Here is a 15,251-nt window from a genome sequence, read left to right as displayed (position 1 = left end):
TTGCTCAAGCCAGCGTGCGTTGCACGCGCTGGGTGGTGGAGATCGCGCGGGCGATCTTGTCGGCATAGGCCGGGTCGGTGGCGTAGCCCGCATCCTGCAGGCCGCGCGCAAAGCCGCTGGCGTTGCCGGTGCGGGCCTGCGCCACCACATGGGCGTAGCGGTCGTTGTTGCTGACGAGGCGGGCGTAGTCCTGGAAGGCTTCCTCGTAGCTGCCGTAGGCGCGGAACTTGGCGGTCACCTTCTGGGCGCGGCCATCGATGACCTCGGTGGTCTGCACCTCGACGGTCTTGCCCTTCCAGGCAGACGTGGCCTTGATGCCGAAGAGGTTGTGGCTCTTGCTGCCGTCGGGGGCGGTGATCTCGCGCTTGCCCCAGCCGGACTCATGCGCCGCCTGCGCGACCATGAAGCTGGCCGGGATGCCGGTGGCCTTGCTGGCGGCGCGGGCGGCGGCGTCGTGCTGCTGGATGAAGCCCTGCACGTGCTGCGGGATGCCCTTGTTGGCCAAGTGGGGCAGGGCCTGGGCCAGGGTGGTGCGGCTGCCCTCGGCAATGCGCTCGGGGGTCAGGTCCTTGATGCCGAGCTGGCGGGCCAGCTGCTTCTCGATGCTGCTGGACAGCCCGCCCGGCAGGCCGGCCATCTTGCTGGCGAACTGGGTGTCCAGCATCTCGGTGCCGAGCTGGGTGCCGGAGTTCTCCAGCATCCCGGAGCTGAGCGTGGCGGCGCGCATGCTCTTCATCACCTCTTGCATGAAGAGGGACTCGAACTGCTTCGACGCCTCCTTGATGCTGCCCTTGGGGTCGCGCGAGGCGGCGGCGCGCAGCTGCTCGATGGAGAGGTTGCCGCCGGAGAGGGATTGAACGTTGGCCATCAGATCACTTCCAGCTCAGCGTTGAGGGCGCCGGCGCTCTTGAGCGCCTGCAGGATGGCGAGCAGATCCTGGGGCGTGGCGCCCAGGCTGTTCAAGGCTTTCACGACGTCAGCCAGGCGGGTGCCAGCCGGCATCTGGATCAGCGAGCCGGGCTCCTGGCGGATCGCGATGTCCGTCTTCTCGGCCACGGTTGTCTGGCCGCTGGAGAGCGGGCCAGGCTGGCTGATGATGGGCGTCGAGCTGATGGTGACCGACAGCGAACCGTGCGCCACGGCACAGGGCGCCAGGGTGACCGACTGGTTCATCACCACCGAGCCGGTGCGTGCATTGACGACCACGCGCGCCGCTGCCGGGGCGGTGTCCACGGGCAGGTTCTCCAGGTCGGCCAGGAAGGCCACGCGGTCATTGGCATCCAGCGGCGCCTTCACGCGCACCACGCGGCCGTCCAGCGCCTGCGCCATGCCGGCGCCCTTGGCCTTGTTGATGGCCTGGGCCACGGCGCGTGCGGTCGCAAAGTCATTGCTGTTGAGGTCGAACTGGATGAAGTCGCCCTGGGCCAGTGGCGTGGGCACTGAGCGTTCCACCAGCGCCCCGGCCGGCACGCGGCCCGCGCTGAGATGGTTGATCTGGACCTTGGAGCCACCGGCCGACGCGCCGGCGCCGCCCACGATCAGGTTGCCCTGGGCGATGGCGTAGACCTGGCCGTCCGCACCACGCAGCGGCGTGGCAATCAGGGTGCCGCCGCGCAGGCTCTTGGAGTTGCCGATGGACGAGACGTTCACGTCCAGCTGCTGCCCCGGCTGGGCAAAGGCGGGCAGCTGCGCCGTCACCATCACGGCCGCGATATTGCGCGGCTGCATGGTCACGCCCGGCGGCAGGATCACGCCGAACTGCTGCAGCATGGCCTGCAGGCTCTGCCCGGTGAAGGGCGCCTGGGTGGTCTGGTCGCCCGTGCCGTCGAGCCCCACCACCAGGCCATAGCCCGTCAGCGGGTTGGAGCGCACGCCCGCCACGGCGGCGACCTCCTTGATGCGCGCGGCCAGGGCCGGGCCTGCCGTTGTGCCAAGGAGCAGGAGCAGGGCCAGGAAGGTGACGAGACGGTTTTTCACTCGGCCGATTCTTCCGGGGCTGGAATCCGATAAGCGGGCGAAAAGCCGGGGTGAACCCGCTTTACTTCGGCATCTGGCTGCCGAGCTTGAGCCCCGCAGCCAGGGGTGAGAGATGCCCGGGCGGCGGGGCAGCGATTCCCATTTCTGATCGCTGGCGCCCGGCGGCTGGGGTTAGTCCGGGCAGGACTTGCCCGGTGCGAAGGCCTGCTGGCGGCTTGGCGCAAGGTTCAGAAAGTTTTCTGACTGTGAAGCTTCGTAAAGTCCGCCGACTTCAAGTTAGGGGTTTGGCACCGTGGAATTTCGAGAGGCTCTGACCATCGCCCATGTGGTCTTCTCGTCGCGCCTGGCCGGTGGAGAGCGGCACTGCGTGGACCTGGCCAATGCCCAGGCGGCGCTGGGCCACTGCGTGCACGTGATCGGGACGGCGGGTTCGGCCGTGCGGGCCGCACTGGCACCGAATGTGGAGTTCCATGGCCTCGCGCTGCCCTTGCTGCGCGGCCGGCGCGTGGCGGCCCTGGTGCGGCGCCTGGGCGCGCAGGTCTGCCACGGCCACCTGGGCCCGGCCTGCAAGGCGGTGGCCCGCGTGCCCGGTGTGGCGCGGGTCGGCACCCTGCACGTGGGCTACAAGGCCCACCACCATGCGCGCATGGATGCGCTGGTGTGCGTGAACCGCGCGCAGTTCCGGGGCTTGCCGGATGAGCGGCAGGCCTGTGCCGAGGTCGTCTACAACTGGGCGCCCGTGCGGCCCGAGTCGCGCGTCGTGCCCGGCCGCTTGCGGGCCGAGCTGGGCCTGCAGGATGGCCAGCGCCTGGTCGGCTTCCTCGGGCGCCTGCACCTGACCAAGGGCGTGGACCTGCTGGCCGAGGCCTTCAGCCGCCATGCGCCGCCCGATGCCTGCCTGGCCCTGCTGGGCGACGGCCCCGCCCGCGCCGAGCTGGAGGCCTGCGCCGCGCGCGACCCGCGCATCCGCCTACTGGGCCAGCGTGAGGATGTCGAGCAGGCGCTCGCCGACTTTGACCTCTTCGTCTCGCCCTCGCGCGAGGACGCCTTCCCACTGGCGGTGCTGGAGGCCATGCGCGCCGGCTGCCCCATCGTCGCGAGCGAAACCCAGGGCCCGCTGGAGATGCTGGCCGGCCAGCCCGCTAGCCTCGTGCCCGTGGGCGATGCCGATGCCCTGGGCCGCGCGCTGGCCGAGGCCCTGCGTGCGCCCCGCGAGCGCCTCAGCTATGCCATGGACGCCTTTGGGCGCGACCAGGCAGTGGCCCGCATCGTGGCGCTCTACCGCCAAGCGGTACGCCGTGCGCTTCAGCCCGAGCCGGCCCGCATCCCCGAGGGGCACGAACCCGCACTGCATGCTTGAGGCGCCGCGCAGCGACTTCTGGCAGGTCGGCCTCGTGCCGGCGCGCATCGAGACCCTGGACGCCGCGCGGCTCGCGGCCCTGGCCGACCGCATCGTCTGGCTGCAGGACCTTGACCGCTGGCGCTACCTGGCCGACCCCTTCGGCCTGGTGCGTGGCGAGCGGCTGCACGTCTTCGTCGAGGCCTACGACTACCGCATCAAGCGCGCCTGGATTGAGCGGCATGACTACGCGCTTGGCAGCCTCCAGCCCCTGGGCCACCGCAGCGTGCTGGCGGGCGCGCGCCACCTGTCCTACCCCTATGTCTTCGAGCACGAGGGCGAGGTCTGGATGGTCCCCGAGTGCCACCAGGCCGGCGAGATCGCGCTCTACCGCGCCACCGACGCTAGGCTCGACCACTGGGAGCGCGACTGCGCGCTGCTGCCCGGCGTGGCCGGTGCCGATGCCTCGCTCATCGAATGGCAGGGCCGCTGGTGGATGTTCTACACCGTGGTCGGCCCGCGCCGGCAGGACCAGCGTGAGCTGCACATCGCCCACGCACCGCGCCTGACTGGCCCCTGGACGCTGCACCTGCGCAACCCCGTGCGCGACGACCTGGCCGGCGCCCGCCCCGCTGGCCGGCCCTTTGTCGGTCTGGATGGCGGCCTCGTCCTGCCCGTGCAGGACTCCAGCGGCGGCTACGGCAGCGCCACGCGCCTGCTGCACATCAACTCGCTCAGCCCCGATCACTTCGAGGCTGGTTTGAGCACCGAGCGCCTGACCGGCGACCTCGCCAGCGCCAGCCACGGCGCCGGCCTGCACACCCTGAGCGCCTGCGGCGAGCTGACGCTGATCGACGTCAAGCGCATCGACCGCTCGCGCGGCCGGCAGTGGCTGGACCTGAAGCGCCGGGTGCGGCGGCTGCTGCACCGCTGACCCCGCGTTGAACTGGCCGCTGGCGGCCTCAGCGGCAAATTCCGCTTGACGTGTATTGTGTATGTAATACAGTAATACACATGCCGCCAAACAGCGCTCCCGGCCCAGACCCCTTCGACCTCAACCCCCAGGCCGCCACGCCGCTCTACCGCCAAATCGTGGAGCAGGTGCAGCGCCTGGTGGCTGGCGGCGTGCTCCCGCCCGGGGCCGAGCTGCCCAGCGTGCGCGCCGTGGCCGAGCGCCATGCCATCAACCCCATGACCGTCAGCAAGGCCTACAGCCTGCTGGAGAGCGAAGGCGTGCTGGAGCGCCGCCGGGGCCTCGGCATGACGGTGGCCGCCGGTCAGGGCTTGTCGGCCGAGAGCACTGACCGCCTGGCGCTGCTGGCCCCCGCGCTGGACGCCCTGGCCCAGCAAGCGCGGCAGCTTGGCATCTCTGCTGCCGCCGTGCTGGCCGCGCTCGAACAAAAACTCGATCAGGAGGACTCGCAATGACTGCATCCACATCCACCGCACCAGCCATCTGGGCCCAGAGCCTGGGCGTGTTTCGCTACGACAAGTGGTCGCTGTCCAAGAGCCATGTGATGCAGGGCATCGACCTCGCCATCCCTGAAGGCGCCGTGGTCGGCCTCGTCGGCCGCAATGGCGCCGGCAAGAGCACCTTGATCCGCGCGCTTCTCGGCCTGCAGACCGTGGAGGAGGGCGAGTCCCGCCTGCTGGGCTGCCCCAGCCTCGCGCTGACCGATGCCGTCAAGGAGCGCCTGGGCTACGCCGCTCAAACCCCCGACCTCTTTGCCGGCCTCAGTGGTGACGAGCACTTTGACGAGATGGCCGCCGTCTACCCCGGCTTCAACCGCAAGCTCGCGATGGCGCTGGCCTGCAAGCTCGACGTGGCCCTGGGCCGCAACGCCGACCAGCTCTCGCTCGGCGACCAGCAAAAGCTCGCCGTCGTCCTCGCCCTGGCGCACGACCCCGACCTCGTCATCCTCGACGAGCCCGTTGCCAGCCTCGACCCCTTGAGCCGCCGCGACTTCATGCGCGTGCTCTTCTCGATGCGCCAGCGCGAGACCCCGCGCACCGTGCTGATCTCGTCCCACCTGCTCTCCGACCTGGAGCGCGTCGTCACCCACGTGCTCTTTCTGCGCGAGGGCCGGGTGCAACTCTTCGAGGCCTGGGACGACTGCGCCGAGCACCTCCGTGTGCGCCCCTGTGCTGAGCGGCCGCAGGCCCTTCAAGCCGGCGAGCTGCATTGGTCGGCCGCCGGCGGTGGCCGCCTGCTGGTGGACACCCGCCGCACTGACGCTGCCGCCGGCGCGCAGGCGCTGGGCATGGAGGACTTGATGGAGGTGTTGAACACATGAGTGATCAACGCTTCTTGCTGCGGTGGCTGGACGCCAGCTACTTCCCGCCAGGCCTCATGTCGCTGTTCATGTGGTGCTGGGCGTTGTTTGGCGCCTGGCAGCTCACCACCGTGGGCTTGCTGATGGCTGTGCAGCTTGGCTTCATGGCCCTCGCGGCCACCGCGCCTGCCGCAGTGGCCGCGAGTCGCTTGCTGGACTGGCAACGCCGCGCCGCGCCCAGTGGCAGCCGTGACAAGGTCCGGGCCGACTGGCTCGACAAAGCCAAGGCCCAGTTCGCACTTGGCGTGGCTGGTCCCGTGGGCCTGGCGGTCAAAGCGCTCATCCTGGGCCAGCCCAGCGTGGCCCTGTGGGTGCTGAGCCTGCCGGCCGTGGGCGTGGCCCTGGGCACGCTCGCAACCTGGGCCTGGTTTGGCGCGCTGCGGGCCGCCTGGCTAATCGCCGTCCCCGTGGGCGCGTGGGGCCTGTACCTGCTGTGCCTGGCGCCGCCACTCGTCAGCCAGACGACGCTCGTTGCGCTGGTGGGCAGCGCGTCGATGGTGGGGGCGCTGGTGCTGCTGCATCGGCAACTGAATGCCCTTGCGCCGCAGTGGGCTGGCGTGCCGGCCTTGTTGCCCCGGCCGCAGTGGCGCAAGTGGGATGCCTCGTCGCGGCTGTGGAGCTGGGATCGCTTGGCCTACGACGATGGGCTGCCCGAAGGGCTGCCCGACGCGGGGTTCTTTCGGTGGTTTCGTGCCTGGGGTGTTTACATGCTGCTGGGGTTTGCCGGCAGTACACCGCTGAAGGCGCTGCTCGAAACGCCCAGCAACCACTTCGATGCGTCCTTGCAGGCCATGAACACCGTTTGGCTCATGGCCCTCTGCGCAGATCAGCTGCTGATTCCCCTGGGCCATTGGCGACGGCGGCTTGCGCCCGGCGGCCCCAACCCAGTGGTGCGCACGCTGACCATGCTGGCAGCTTCCACGATCTGCGCGACCTTGGTGTTGTGGGCCCTGATCGCGTCCGGCGCCTGGAGCCGGTCACTTGCCATCGAGGATTTGCAGCTGCCGCTGTTGCGCTCCGCCTTGAATGCGGCGCTTGCGGTCGCCTTGGCCGCCTGTCTGCGCGGCCTATGGAATCGTCGTGTGGTGTTTGTCGCGGCCTGCATCGCATTCTTCGTGTTGTTGATGGTTCGGGTGGGGGCGACCGGCGATACGCCCCTTGCTCCGGAGCAGGTGCAGGGGCGACTTTGGGTCCAGGCACTGGTCACGGCGGTGTTGGCGGGCCTGTCGGTCTGGCTTTGGCAGCGCCGGGTGATGCGGGGTGAGCGCGAGTTGCACCGGCACTGAGCCAACGTGCCCCAATCGTGCTGATGGAAACAACGACCCAGAAGGACCCATGAGAGACGAGCGCCAACCCTTCCGCTTTGCTGACTTCAGCCTGCTGCCGCCCATCGCTACCTCGCTCTTCATGGCGATCTATGGCGTGATGGTGCAGGTGGACCACGCCGTGCTGCCGGTGTTGCTGGGGCTGCATGCCTTTTGCATGGCCTGGGCGGCGGCCATGGCGTCGGGGCGTGTCGCCAGTCGCGTGGGCTTTTGGGTGCAGCGGCAGGCTCCGGATGCGGCGCTCTCGCGGGAGCGTCGCCAGTGGCGCCGCACGCTGCTGTGGGCGCTGGGTTGTGGGCTGCTTGGCCCCTTGGTCCTGGCGTCCCGGTTGGGCGATGGCCAGCAATGGTCATCAGCGCTGTGGGTGCTGGCCGAGACGCTCCTGGGCGCTGCGCTGGGCGCCTGGGCGGGCTTTGCATGGTTTGGCCTGGCCCCCAGGCGGGCGCTGTGGGTGTGGCCGGCCTTCCCGGTGACGGGCTTCCTGCTCGTTGCCGCGTGGCCCCGCCTGCTGGAGATGCCGGCGCTGTCGGCCATGCTGGCGTCGCTGGCTCTGGTGGGCGCAGGCTATGCCGGCAAGCTCGCGCTGCAGGGTCTGCGGCAAACGGTGCCGCTCTGGTGCGGCATGCGTCAAAAGCCCGGCGTGCTGCCGGACCCCGCCGTTCGCACCAGCCCCAAACGGCGTTGGGATGCGCTCGCCTTCGACTCGGGACCGGAGGGGCCGGAGAGGAGCTTGACGCGCCTGCTGTTGAACAACGGCTTGGTCTACAGCCTCGTCGCACCAGCCGGCCTGGTGATGGGGGCGGCTACTGTTACCGGTTGGTGGATTGCAGCGCTCTTCGTCTGGCAGTTGCAGATGTTTGGCTGGTGCGGCTGGCTGCTGTTTGTCCGCGATGAACATCGGCGCTTGAGGCTGGCGCCCCAAGGCCTGGCGCAGGGGCGGCGTGTCGCCGCGATGCTGCTGGGTTCAGCTGCGTTCTGGCTGTGCAGCGCGGTGCTGAATGTGCTCGTCACTGCCCTGACCTTCAACGTGTGGGAGCACCCTGACGCCTTTGTGGTGCTGGCGTCCGACGCGCTGCTCGCCGTGGCCTGCGCGGCCTGGCTGCGCAGCGTGGCCAACCGGCGGTCTGCCGTGGGTGCCGGTGCATTGGGCTATGGCCTGCTCCATGCAGGGCTGGCCTGGGGCATGGCCGCGCTTGGCCAACCGCTGGAGCGCGGTGCGACGCTGGCGCTGTGGCAGACGGCGATCGCACTGCTTGTTTTTGAAGCGGCCCGCCGCCGCTGGATGCGGCGCAGCCTGCACGGGCGCAGCTTCAGGCCATACGCGTGAGAGGCCAGGCCGGCATGGGCGTCAGTCCCGCCCGTGCCCATGCCCCTTGCCATGGTCGTGGCCCTTGCCCTTACTGCGGCCTGGGCCGTCGTCATCGTCGCGCCAGCGACCTCGGTCGTTGTCGTAGCGGTCGCGGTAGACGGGCACGTACTCGCGCTCGTACCAGTCGCCTTTGACGAAGTAGACCGGTCGGCCGCAAGCCTGGTAGGCGTGGCAGTGCTTGGCCCAGTTCTTCTCGTGGCCGGGCGGTACGCGCAGGTAGACGGGGGCGACGCGCACGGTGGTGCGCTCGATCATCATGGGCTGGGCGTAGACCACCGGCGGGCGCATATTGCCGATGTCGATCTGGCCGTAGAAGCCGGGCTGGCCGACGCGGATGGAGACGCCGACGTCGACGTCGGCAGCGTGGGCGGGCAGGGCGGCCAGTGCGCCCAAGCCGCAGGCGGCGGCGAGCAGGGTGGTCAGTGCAGGGTGCTTCATCAAGGGCTCCTTTTGCAGGTCCGGGTGGCTGCCATCTTGAACGAAGCTACCGGGCAGCGCGCTGACCGGCGCGCCGCCAGGGTGTTGCAAGTTGTGAAAGGCGCGGTCAGCCTTCCAACTGCCCCAGGTCGCGCACCGCGCCCTTGTCCGCCGAGGTGGCGAGCAGCGCATAGGCCTTGAGCGCCGCGCTGACCTTGCGGGGGCGGGCCTCGGCGGGCTTCCAGCCCTTGGCGTCTTGCTCGGCGCGGCGGCGGGCGAGTTCTTCGTCGCTCAGCAGCACATTGATGGTGCGGTTGGGGATGTCGATGCGGATGCGATCGCCGTTGCGCACCAGGCCGATGGCGCCGCCAGCGGCAGCCTCGGGTGAGCAGTGGCCGATGGACAGGCCCGAGGTGCCGCCCGAGAAGCGGCCATCGGTCAGCAGCGCGCAGGCTTTGCCCAGGCCCTTGGACTTGATGTAGCTGGTGGGGTAGAGCATCTCCTGCATGCCGGGGCCACCCTTGGGGCCTTCGTAGCGGACCACCACCACGTCGCCGGCCACGACCTTGTCGGCCAGGATGTTGGCCACGGCTTCGTCCTGGCTCTCGACCACGTGGGCCGGGCCTTCAAAGACGAGCAGGCTGTCGTCCACACCGGCGGTCTTGACCACGCAGCCATCCAGCGCGATGTTGCCGCGCAGCACGGCCAGGCCGCCTTCCTTGCTGAAGGCGTGCTCGACGGAGCGGATGCAGCCTTCGGCGCGGTCGAGGTCGAGGCTGGGCCAGCGGGTGTTCTGGCTGAAGGCCACCTGCGTGGGAATGCCCGCCGGTCCGGCCATGTAGAAGTGCCGGACGGCCTCGTCCTGGCTGACGGTCACGTCCCACTTGGCGAGCGCGTCGCCCAAGGTCTTGCTGTGCACGGTGGGCGCGCCGGTGTGCAGCTTGCCGCCGCGGGCCAGCTCACCCAGGATGGCCATGATGCCGCCCGCGCGGTGCACGTCTTCGATGTGGTACTTGTTGGTGTTGGGCGCGACCTTGCACAGCTGCGGCACCGAGCGCGAGAGGCGGTCGATGTCGGTCATGTCGAAGTCGATGCCGGCTTCCTGCGCTGCTGCCAGGATGTGCAGGATGGTGTTGGTGGAGCCGCCCATGGCGATGTCGAGCGTCATCGCGTTCTCGAACGCTGCTTTGCCGATGGCGCGAGGCAGCACGCTCTCGTCGCCTTGCTCGTAGTAGCGCTTGCACAGCTCCACCACCGTGCGGCCGGCTTGCTTGAAGAGAGCCTCACGATCGGCGTGCGTGGCCACCACGGTGCCATTGCCGGGCAGCGAGAGGCCGAGGGCCTCGGTCAGGCAGTTCATCGAGTTGGCGGTGAACATGCCCGAGCAGCTGCCGCAGGTGGGGCAGGCGCTGCGCTCGACCTCGGCCACGTCGGCATCGCTGACCTTGCTGTCGGCGGCCATCACCATGGCGTCGATCAGGTCCAGCTTCTTGATCTCGATCTGGCCGGTGCCCGGCACCGCCAGGCGCACCTTGCCGGCTTCCATCGGGCCGCCGGAGACGAAGACCACGGGGATGTTGAGCCGCATCGCGGCCATCAGCATCCCGGGGGTGATCTTGTCGCAGTTGGAGATGCACACCAGCGCGTCGGCGCAGTGGGCGTTGACCATGTACTCGACGCTGTCGGCAATGATGTCGCGGCTGGGCAGCGAATACAGCATGCCGTCGTGGCCCATGGCGATGCCGTCGTCCACCGCGATGGTGTTGAACTCCTTGGCCACGCCGCCCACAGCCTCGATCTCGCGGGCCACCAGCTGGCCCAGGTCCTTCAGGTGCACATGGCCGGGCACGAACTGGGTGAAGCTGTTGGCGATGGCGATGATGGGCTTGCTGAAGTCATCGTCCTTCATGCCCGTGGCACGCCACAGCGAGCGGGCACCAGCCATGTTGCGGCCGGCGGTGGAGGTCTTGGAGCGGTAGGTGGGCATGGCGGGAAGCGGGTCGGGGTCAGCGAAACCGCTATTGTCTCCGCGCCTGCCGGGCCGAAAAGCCAAGCCCCCACTCTCCTATCATCCGGGCCACGAGGAGCGGCCCAAGCAGGCTGCCGGACGGAAGAGGGCAATCATGAAGGTCTTGCTGGTCGATGCATTCCCGATGGTGCGGGCGGCATTGACCTCTCTGGTCGAGTCGCGTTTTGGCGGGGCGCAGGTCACGGGCGTGGGCTCGGTGGCGGAGGCCCGCACGGCGCTGGCGGCCAGCCTGCCCGAGCTGGTGCTGCTGGACCTGCACATCGACGGCGGGCCCGCCTTCCTGCGTGACCTGCACCGCGAGCACTTGCTGCTCAAGGTGGTGGTGATCTCCGGTCACGACGACGCCGCGGCCGCCCGCGCCGCGCTGGCCGCCGGGGCCGTGGGCTATGTGCCCGAGCGCAGTGACCTGGAGACCCTGGTCTCGGCCCTCAATCTGGTGATGGCTGGCGGCATCTTCGTGCCGCCGCTCAAGGACGAGGGCAAGCCCAGCCCGGCCGTGGCCGCCGCACCGCCCAAGCCCGAGGCGCTGATGCCCGGCCTCGCGCTCACGCCGCGCCAGCGCCAGGTGCTGCCGCTGCTGGCCGCTGGCCAGCAGAACAAGGAGATCGCGCGCGAGCTGCACCTGAGCGTGGACACCGTCAAGGACCACGTGGCCGCCATCCTGCGCGCTTTGGGTGCCACCTCGCGCGTGCAGGCGGTGGCGATGCTGCAAAAGTCAGCCGGCCACTGAGTCGATCGCCCGCAGCACTGCCTCCGGTGTGGCCGGTGCGCTGAGCGGTGGGTCGCAGCCCACGGGGCCGCAGGCGGCGCAGGCGTCTTTGATGGCGAGCAGGCCGGCAAAGGCCAGCAGCAGTGGCGGCTCGCCCACCGCCTTGCTGCGGTGGATGGTGTCGGCGCTGTTGGCCGCGCCAAAGAGCTCGACCTTGAGCTTGGGCGGGCAGTCGTTGGCGGTGGGAATCTTGTAGGTGCTGGGCGCGTGGGTGCGCAGACGGCCGCTTGAATCCCAGACCAGTTCTTCGCTCGTCAGCCACCCGAGGCCCTGGACGAAGCCGCCCTCGATCTGGCCAATGTCGATGGCCGGGTTGAGGCTGGCGCCCACGTCGTGCAGCAGGTCGGCCTGCAGGATGCGGGTCTCGCCGGTCAGGCGGTCCACCACCGCCTCCACCACGGCACCGCCCCAGGCGTAGTAGTAGAAGGGGTGGCCCTGCAGCTTGTCCTTGTCCCAGCTGAGGCCCGGCGTTGTGTAGAAGCCGTCGCTCCAGAGCTGGATGCGGCGCAGATAGGCCAGGCGCACAAGTTCGCTGAAGGGCATGTTGCGGCCATTGCCATGCACCACGCCGTTCACGAAGCTGACGCGCGCGCTGCCGAGCTTCTCGGACGCGAGGCTGGTGAGCCGCGCCTTGATGACCTGGGCCGCCGCCTGCGCGGCCTTGCCGTTCAGGTCGGCCCCGGTGGACGCCGCCGTGGCCGAGGTGTTGGCCACCTTGGCCGTGTCGGTGGCCGAGCAGCGCACGCTGGAAAGCGGCACACCCAGCTCATGCGCCACCACCTGGGCCACCTTGGTGTTGATGCCCTGGCCCATCTCGGTGCCACCGTGGTTCACGAGCACGCTGCCGTCGGCATAGACGTGCACCAGCGCGCCAGCCTGGTTCAGGAAGGCGACGTTGAAGCTGATGCCGAACTTGACCGGCGTGAAGGCGATGCCGCGCTTGAGCACCGGGCTGCGCGCATTGAAGGCCGCGATCTCGGCACGGCGCTCGGCGTACTGGCTGCTGTGGGCCAGGCGCGCGGCCAGGGACTGCGCGTGCAGCTCCTCGACCCGCTGGCCATAGGGCGTGATGTCGCGGCCCTGCGCATAGAAGTTGCGCTCGCGCACCAGCAGCGGGTCCAGCCCCAGGCGGCGCGCGATGCTGTCCAGGATCATCTCGATGGCCAGCGCCCCCTGCGGCCCGCCAAAGCCGCGGAAGGCCGTGTTGCTCTGGGTGTGGGTGCGGGCGCTGTAGCCGTGCAGGCTCAAGTTGGGCAGCCAGTAGGCGTTGTCGAAGTGGCAGAGCGCGCGGGCCATCACGGGGGCCGAGAGGTCGGCGCTGTGGCCGGCGTTGGAGATGAGGTCCACCTCCACGCCCAGCACGCGGCCCTCGGCGTCAAAGCCAACATCCCAGCGATAGTGGAAGGGGTGGCGCCGGCCAGTGATGAGGAAGTCGTCGTCGCGGTCCACCCGCAGCTTGACCGGGTGCCCCAGCCGCAGTGCCGCGATGCTGGCCACGCAGGCAAATGCGGCCGACTGCGACTCCTTGCCGCCAAAGCCGCCGCCCATGCGCCGGCACTGCACGCTGACGCGGTGGCTGCCCCAGCCCAGCGCATGGGCCACCAGCTGTTGCATCTCGCTGGGATGCTGGGTGGAGCAATGCAGCAGCAGCGCCGTGCCGCCCTCTTGCGGCATGGCAAAGCTGATCTGGCCTTCCAGGTAGAACTGCTCCTGCCCGCCCAGCTGCCATTCGCCCTGCAGGCGCAGCGGGGCCCGGGCCAGGGCGGTGGCGGCATCACCGCGCGCCAGGTGCATGGGCGGCACCACGTACTCGCCCGCCGCGTGGGCCTCCAGCGCGTTCAAGCGCGCCGGCAGGGCCTCGGCCTGGATCACCTGCGGCGCCAGCGCGGCGGCGCGCCGGGCTGCGTCGCGTGTGGTGGCAATCACCGCAAACACGGGCTGGCCCAGGTAGCGCAACTCGCCATGGGCCAGGATGGGGTCGTCGTGCGCCAGGGGACCGATGTTGTTCTCAGCCGGCACGTCGTCGGCCGTCAGCACGGCCACCACGCCGGGCTGCGCGCGCAGGCGCTCAAGGTCGATGCCGATCAGCCGCCCGTGCGCCAGCGGCGAGAGGCCCAGCGCCGCATGCAGAGTGCCAGCAGGCTCGGGGATGTCGTCGGTGTAGGGCGCGCGGCCGGTGACGTGCAGGGGCGCCGACTCATGCGGCACGCTGGTGCAGACCATCATCATGTGGGCAGCCTCCAGACGCTGAGCGGCTGGCCGGCGTCGCTCTCCAGCCAGCACTTGGTGAACAGGTTCTGCGCCACGCGCAGCCGGTAGTGCTCGCTGGCGCGCAGGTCCGACAGGGGCTTGAAGTCTTGCACCAGCGCCGCCGCTGCCGCCTGGGCCGTGGCCTTGCTCCAGGCTTGGCCTTGCACGGCGGCCTCGGCTGCGGCGGCACGTTTCACCGTCGCGGCCATGCCGCCAAAGGCAAAGCGCGCTTGCTGCACCACCTCACCCTTCATCTGCAAGGCCAGCACCGCGCAGACGGCCGAGATGTCGCTGTCGTAGCGCTTGGCGATCTTGTAGGCGCTGATGCGCCAGTCGGGGCCTGGCAAGGGCACATCGAGCGCCTCGACGAACTCGCCGGCTTGCAGCGCGTTCTTCATATAGCCCAGGTAGAACTGCTCCAGCGGCAGCCGGCGCTGGCCCGCGCTGCTGCGCAGCACGATGTCGGCGCCCAGCGCCATCAGGGCCGGGGCGCCGTCGCCGATGGGCGAGCCGTTGGCGATGTTGCCGCCCAAGGTGCCGGCGTGGCGCACCGGCGGGCTGGCAAAGCGCAGCCACAGCTCGCGCAAAGCCGGCACCTCGGCCACCAGGGTGGCCCAGGCGTCTTCAAGCGTGACGGCGGCGCCGATCCAGAGCCGGCCCTTGCTGCGCTTGAGGGCACGCAACTCGGCCACGCGGCCGGTGTAGATCAACGGGCCCAGCTCGCGGAACTGCTTGTTCACCCAAAGGCCGATGTCGGTCGAGCCCGCCAGCAGTCGCGCGCCAGGCGTGGCGGCGCAAGCAGCCGCCAGCGCGTCGGCCGTCTGCGGAGCCTGGAAGCCGGGCAGGTCCAGCGGCGCATCAGCCGCCAGCTGGCGCAAGGCCGCCTCAACGGGCGCGAGATGGAGCCGCTGCGGGGGCAGCGCAAAGGCCTTGAGCCCCGCGTCGAGGATGGGGCGGTAGCCCGTGCAGCGGCACAGGTTGCCGGCCAGCGCGTCAGCCAGTTGTTGTCGGGTGGGCACGCTGCCAGCGGCCTGATGGCGTTCGTAGCAGGCCACCAGGCTCATCACAAAGCCCGGGGTGCAGAAGCCGCATTGCGAGCCATGGCAGCTCACCATCGCCTGCTGGACGGGGTGCAGTTGCTCGGGCGTGCCCAGGTCCTCCACGGTCAGCAGCGCACGGCCGTCCAGCGTGGGCAGGAACTGGGTGCAGGCATTGACGTTGCTAAGCCTCAATTGCCCATCCACGTCCAGCTCGGCTTGCAGCACGGTGCAGGCACCGCAGTCGCCCTCGGCGCAGCCTTCCTTGGTGCCGGTGCAGCCCGCGTGCTCGCGCAGGTACTGCAGCACGGTGGTTGTGGTGGGCAGGCCGTTCACCTCGGTGATCTGGCCGCGATGGAAGAAGCGAAGGGGGCGTGGCGTCATGGGTGGTCTTGATTCTGAACCC

The 15,251-nt window shown here is 69.7% G+C and carries 13 protein-coding genes; 7 read left to right on the top strand and 6 right to left on the bottom strand.

Translation table 11 applies throughout. The features are described 5' to 3' along the window. Positions 1–4: 4 nt before the first annotated feature. Positions 5–868: a flagellar assembly peptidoglycan hydrolase FlgJ gene (flgJ, locus tag ABDJ85_RS18425; RefSeq protein ID WP_347706268.1), complete on the bottom strand. Its 864-nt coding sequence runs from the start codon at positions 866–868 to the stop codon at positions 5–7. Further along, positions 868–1,977, bottom strand: a complete 1,110-nt coding sequence (locus ABDJ85_RS18420) for a flagellar basal body P-ring protein FlgI (protein ID WP_347706267.1) — start codon at positions 1,975–1,977, stop codon at positions 868–870. Before ABDJ85_RS18420 ends, flgJ begins: the two co-directional genes overlap by 1 nt. Before the next feature lie 292 nt (positions 1,978–2,269). Here ABDJ85_RS18420 and ABDJ85_RS18415 point away from each other — a divergent pair, with 292 nt between their 5' ends. The 6 genes from ABDJ85_RS18415 to ABDJ85_RS18390 all read left to right on the top strand — a co-directional run bounded on the left by ABDJ85_RS18415 (position 2,270) and on the right by ABDJ85_RS18390 (position 8,301). After that, positions 2,270–3,337 (top strand): glycosyltransferase, encoded by a 1,068-nt coding sequence (locus tag ABDJ85_RS18415; protein WP_347706266.1) that lies wholly within the window; start codon positions 2,270–2,272, stop codon positions 3,335–3,337. After that, positions 3,330–4,250: a glucosamine inositolphosphorylceramide transferase family protein gene (locus ABDJ85_RS18410; RefSeq protein ID WP_347706265.1), complete on the top strand. Its 921-nt coding sequence runs from the start codon at positions 3,330–3,332 to the stop codon at positions 4,248–4,250. The genes ABDJ85_RS18415 and ABDJ85_RS18410 overlap by 8 nt, the downstream gene beginning before the upstream one ends. 80 nt (positions 4,251–4,330) lie before the next feature. After that, the gene (locus ABDJ85_RS18405; protein ID WP_347706264.1) at positions 4,331–4,744 is read left to right on the top strand and encodes a GntR family transcriptional regulator; all 414 of its coding nucleotides are present in this window, start codon (positions 4,331–4,333) and stop codon (positions 4,742–4,744) included. After that, positions 4,741–5,610 (top strand): ABC transporter ATP-binding protein, encoded by an 870-nt coding sequence (locus tag ABDJ85_RS18400; protein WP_347706263.1) that lies wholly within the window; start codon positions 4,741–4,743, stop codon positions 5,608–5,610. Before ABDJ85_RS18405 ends, ABDJ85_RS18400 begins: the two co-directional genes overlap by 4 nt. Positions 5,611–5,753: 143 nt before the next feature. After that, positions 5,754–6,935, top strand: coding sequence for a hypothetical protein (locus tag ABDJ85_RS18395; RefSeq protein WP_347706262.1), 1,182 nt, complete (start codon positions 5,754–5,756; stop codon positions 6,933–6,935). A 49-nt stretch (positions 6,936–6,984) separates the two neighbouring features. Continuing rightward, entirely contained in the window at positions 6,985–8,301 is a 1,317-nt protein-coding gene (locus tag ABDJ85_RS18390) for a hypothetical protein (protein WP_347706261.1), read from the top strand. Positions 8,302–8,322: 21 nt separating this feature from the next. Here the strand turns inward: ABDJ85_RS18390 and ABDJ85_RS18385 are convergent, their stop codons facing one another. Then, entirely contained in the window at positions 8,323–8,781 is a 459-nt protein-coding gene (locus ABDJ85_RS18385; protein ID WP_347706260.1) for a hypothetical protein, read from the bottom strand. Between the two features lie 106 nt (positions 8,782–8,887). After that, entirely contained in the window at positions 8,888–10,747 is a 1,860-nt protein-coding gene (gene ilvD / locus ABDJ85_RS18380; protein ID WP_347706259.1) for a dihydroxy-acid dehydratase, read from the bottom strand. Positions 10,748–10,883: 136 nt separating this feature from the next. Here ilvD and ABDJ85_RS18375 point away from each other — a divergent pair, with 136 nt between their 5' ends. Beyond that, complete coding sequence (locus tag ABDJ85_RS18375) at positions 10,884–11,519, top strand: response regulator transcription factor (protein ID WP_347706258.1); 636 nt, start codon at positions 10,884–10,886, stop codon at positions 11,517–11,519. On the opposite strand, the gene xdhB is transcribed toward ABDJ85_RS18375, so the two are convergent. Together xdhB and xdhA are read right to left on the bottom strand one after the other, a co-directional pair. Further along, positions 11,505–13,787, bottom strand: coding sequence for a xanthine dehydrogenase molybdopterin binding subunit (gene xdhB, locus ABDJ85_RS18370; protein WP_347706257.1), 2,283 nt, complete (start codon positions 13,785–13,787; stop codon positions 11,505–11,507). The two genes, ABDJ85_RS18375 and xdhB, sit on opposite strands and share 15 nt — an antisense overlap. Then, entirely contained in the window at positions 13,784–15,229 is a 1,446-nt protein-coding gene (gene xdhA / locus ABDJ85_RS18365; RefSeq protein WP_347706256.1) for a xanthine dehydrogenase small subunit, read from the bottom strand. Before xdhA ends, xdhB begins: the two co-directional genes overlap by 4 nt. Positions 15,230–15,251 lie beyond the last annotated feature (22 nt).

It is taken from the genome of Roseateles paludis (assembly GCF_039872745.1).
Taxonomy (GTDB): Bacteria; Pseudomonadota; Gammaproteobacteria; order Burkholderiales; family Burkholderiaceae_C; genus Pelomonas; species Pelomonas paludis.
The sequence above is the reverse complement of the archived record's forward strand: the minus strand, read 5'-3'. Positions and strand labels throughout refer to the sequence as shown.

Bases quoted from the DNA above. Each gene is read 5' to 3' on its own strand.
- flgJ (WP_347706268.1), bottom strand. From the start codon at position 868: ATGGCCAACGTTCAATCCCTCTCCGGCGGCAACCTCTCCATCGAGCAG.
- ABDJ85_RS18410 (WP_347706265.1), top strand. From the start codon at position 3,330: ATGCTTGAGGCGCCGCGCAGCGACTTCTGGCAGGTCGGCCTCGTGCCG.
- ABDJ85_RS18405 (WP_347706264.1), top strand. From the start codon at position 4,331: ATGCCGCCAAACAGCGCTCCCGGCCCAGACCCCTTCGACCTCAACCCC.
- ABDJ85_RS18400 (WP_347706263.1), top strand. From the start codon at position 4,741: ATGACTGCATCCACATCCACCGCACCAGCCATCTGGGCCCAGAGCCTG.
- ABDJ85_RS18395 (WP_347706262.1), top strand. From the start codon at position 5,754: ATGGCCCTCGCGGCCACCGCGCCTGCCGCAGTGGCCGCGAGTCGCTTG.
- ABDJ85_RS18390 (WP_347706261.1), top strand. From the start codon at position 6,985: ATGAGAGACGAGCGCCAACCCTTCCGCTTTGCTGACTTCAGCCTGCTG.
- ABDJ85_RS18385 (WP_347706260.1), bottom strand. From the start codon at position 8,781: ATGAAGCACCCTGCACTGACCACCCTGCTCGCCGCCGCCTGCGGCTTG.
- ilvD (WP_347706259.1), bottom strand. From the start codon at position 10,747: ATGCCCACCTACCGCTCCAAGACCTCCACCGCCGGCCGCAACATGGCT.
- ABDJ85_RS18375 (WP_347706258.1), top strand. From the start codon at position 10,884: ATGAAGGTCTTGCTGGTCGATGCATTCCCGATGGTGCGGGCGGCATTG.
- xdhB (WP_347706257.1), bottom strand. From the start codon at position 13,787: ATGATGATGGTCTGCACCAGCGTGCCGCATGAGTCGGCGCCCCTGCAC.
- xdhA (WP_347706256.1), bottom strand. From the start codon at position 15,229: ATGACGCCACGCCCCCTTCGCTTCTTCCATCGCGGCCAGATCACCGAG.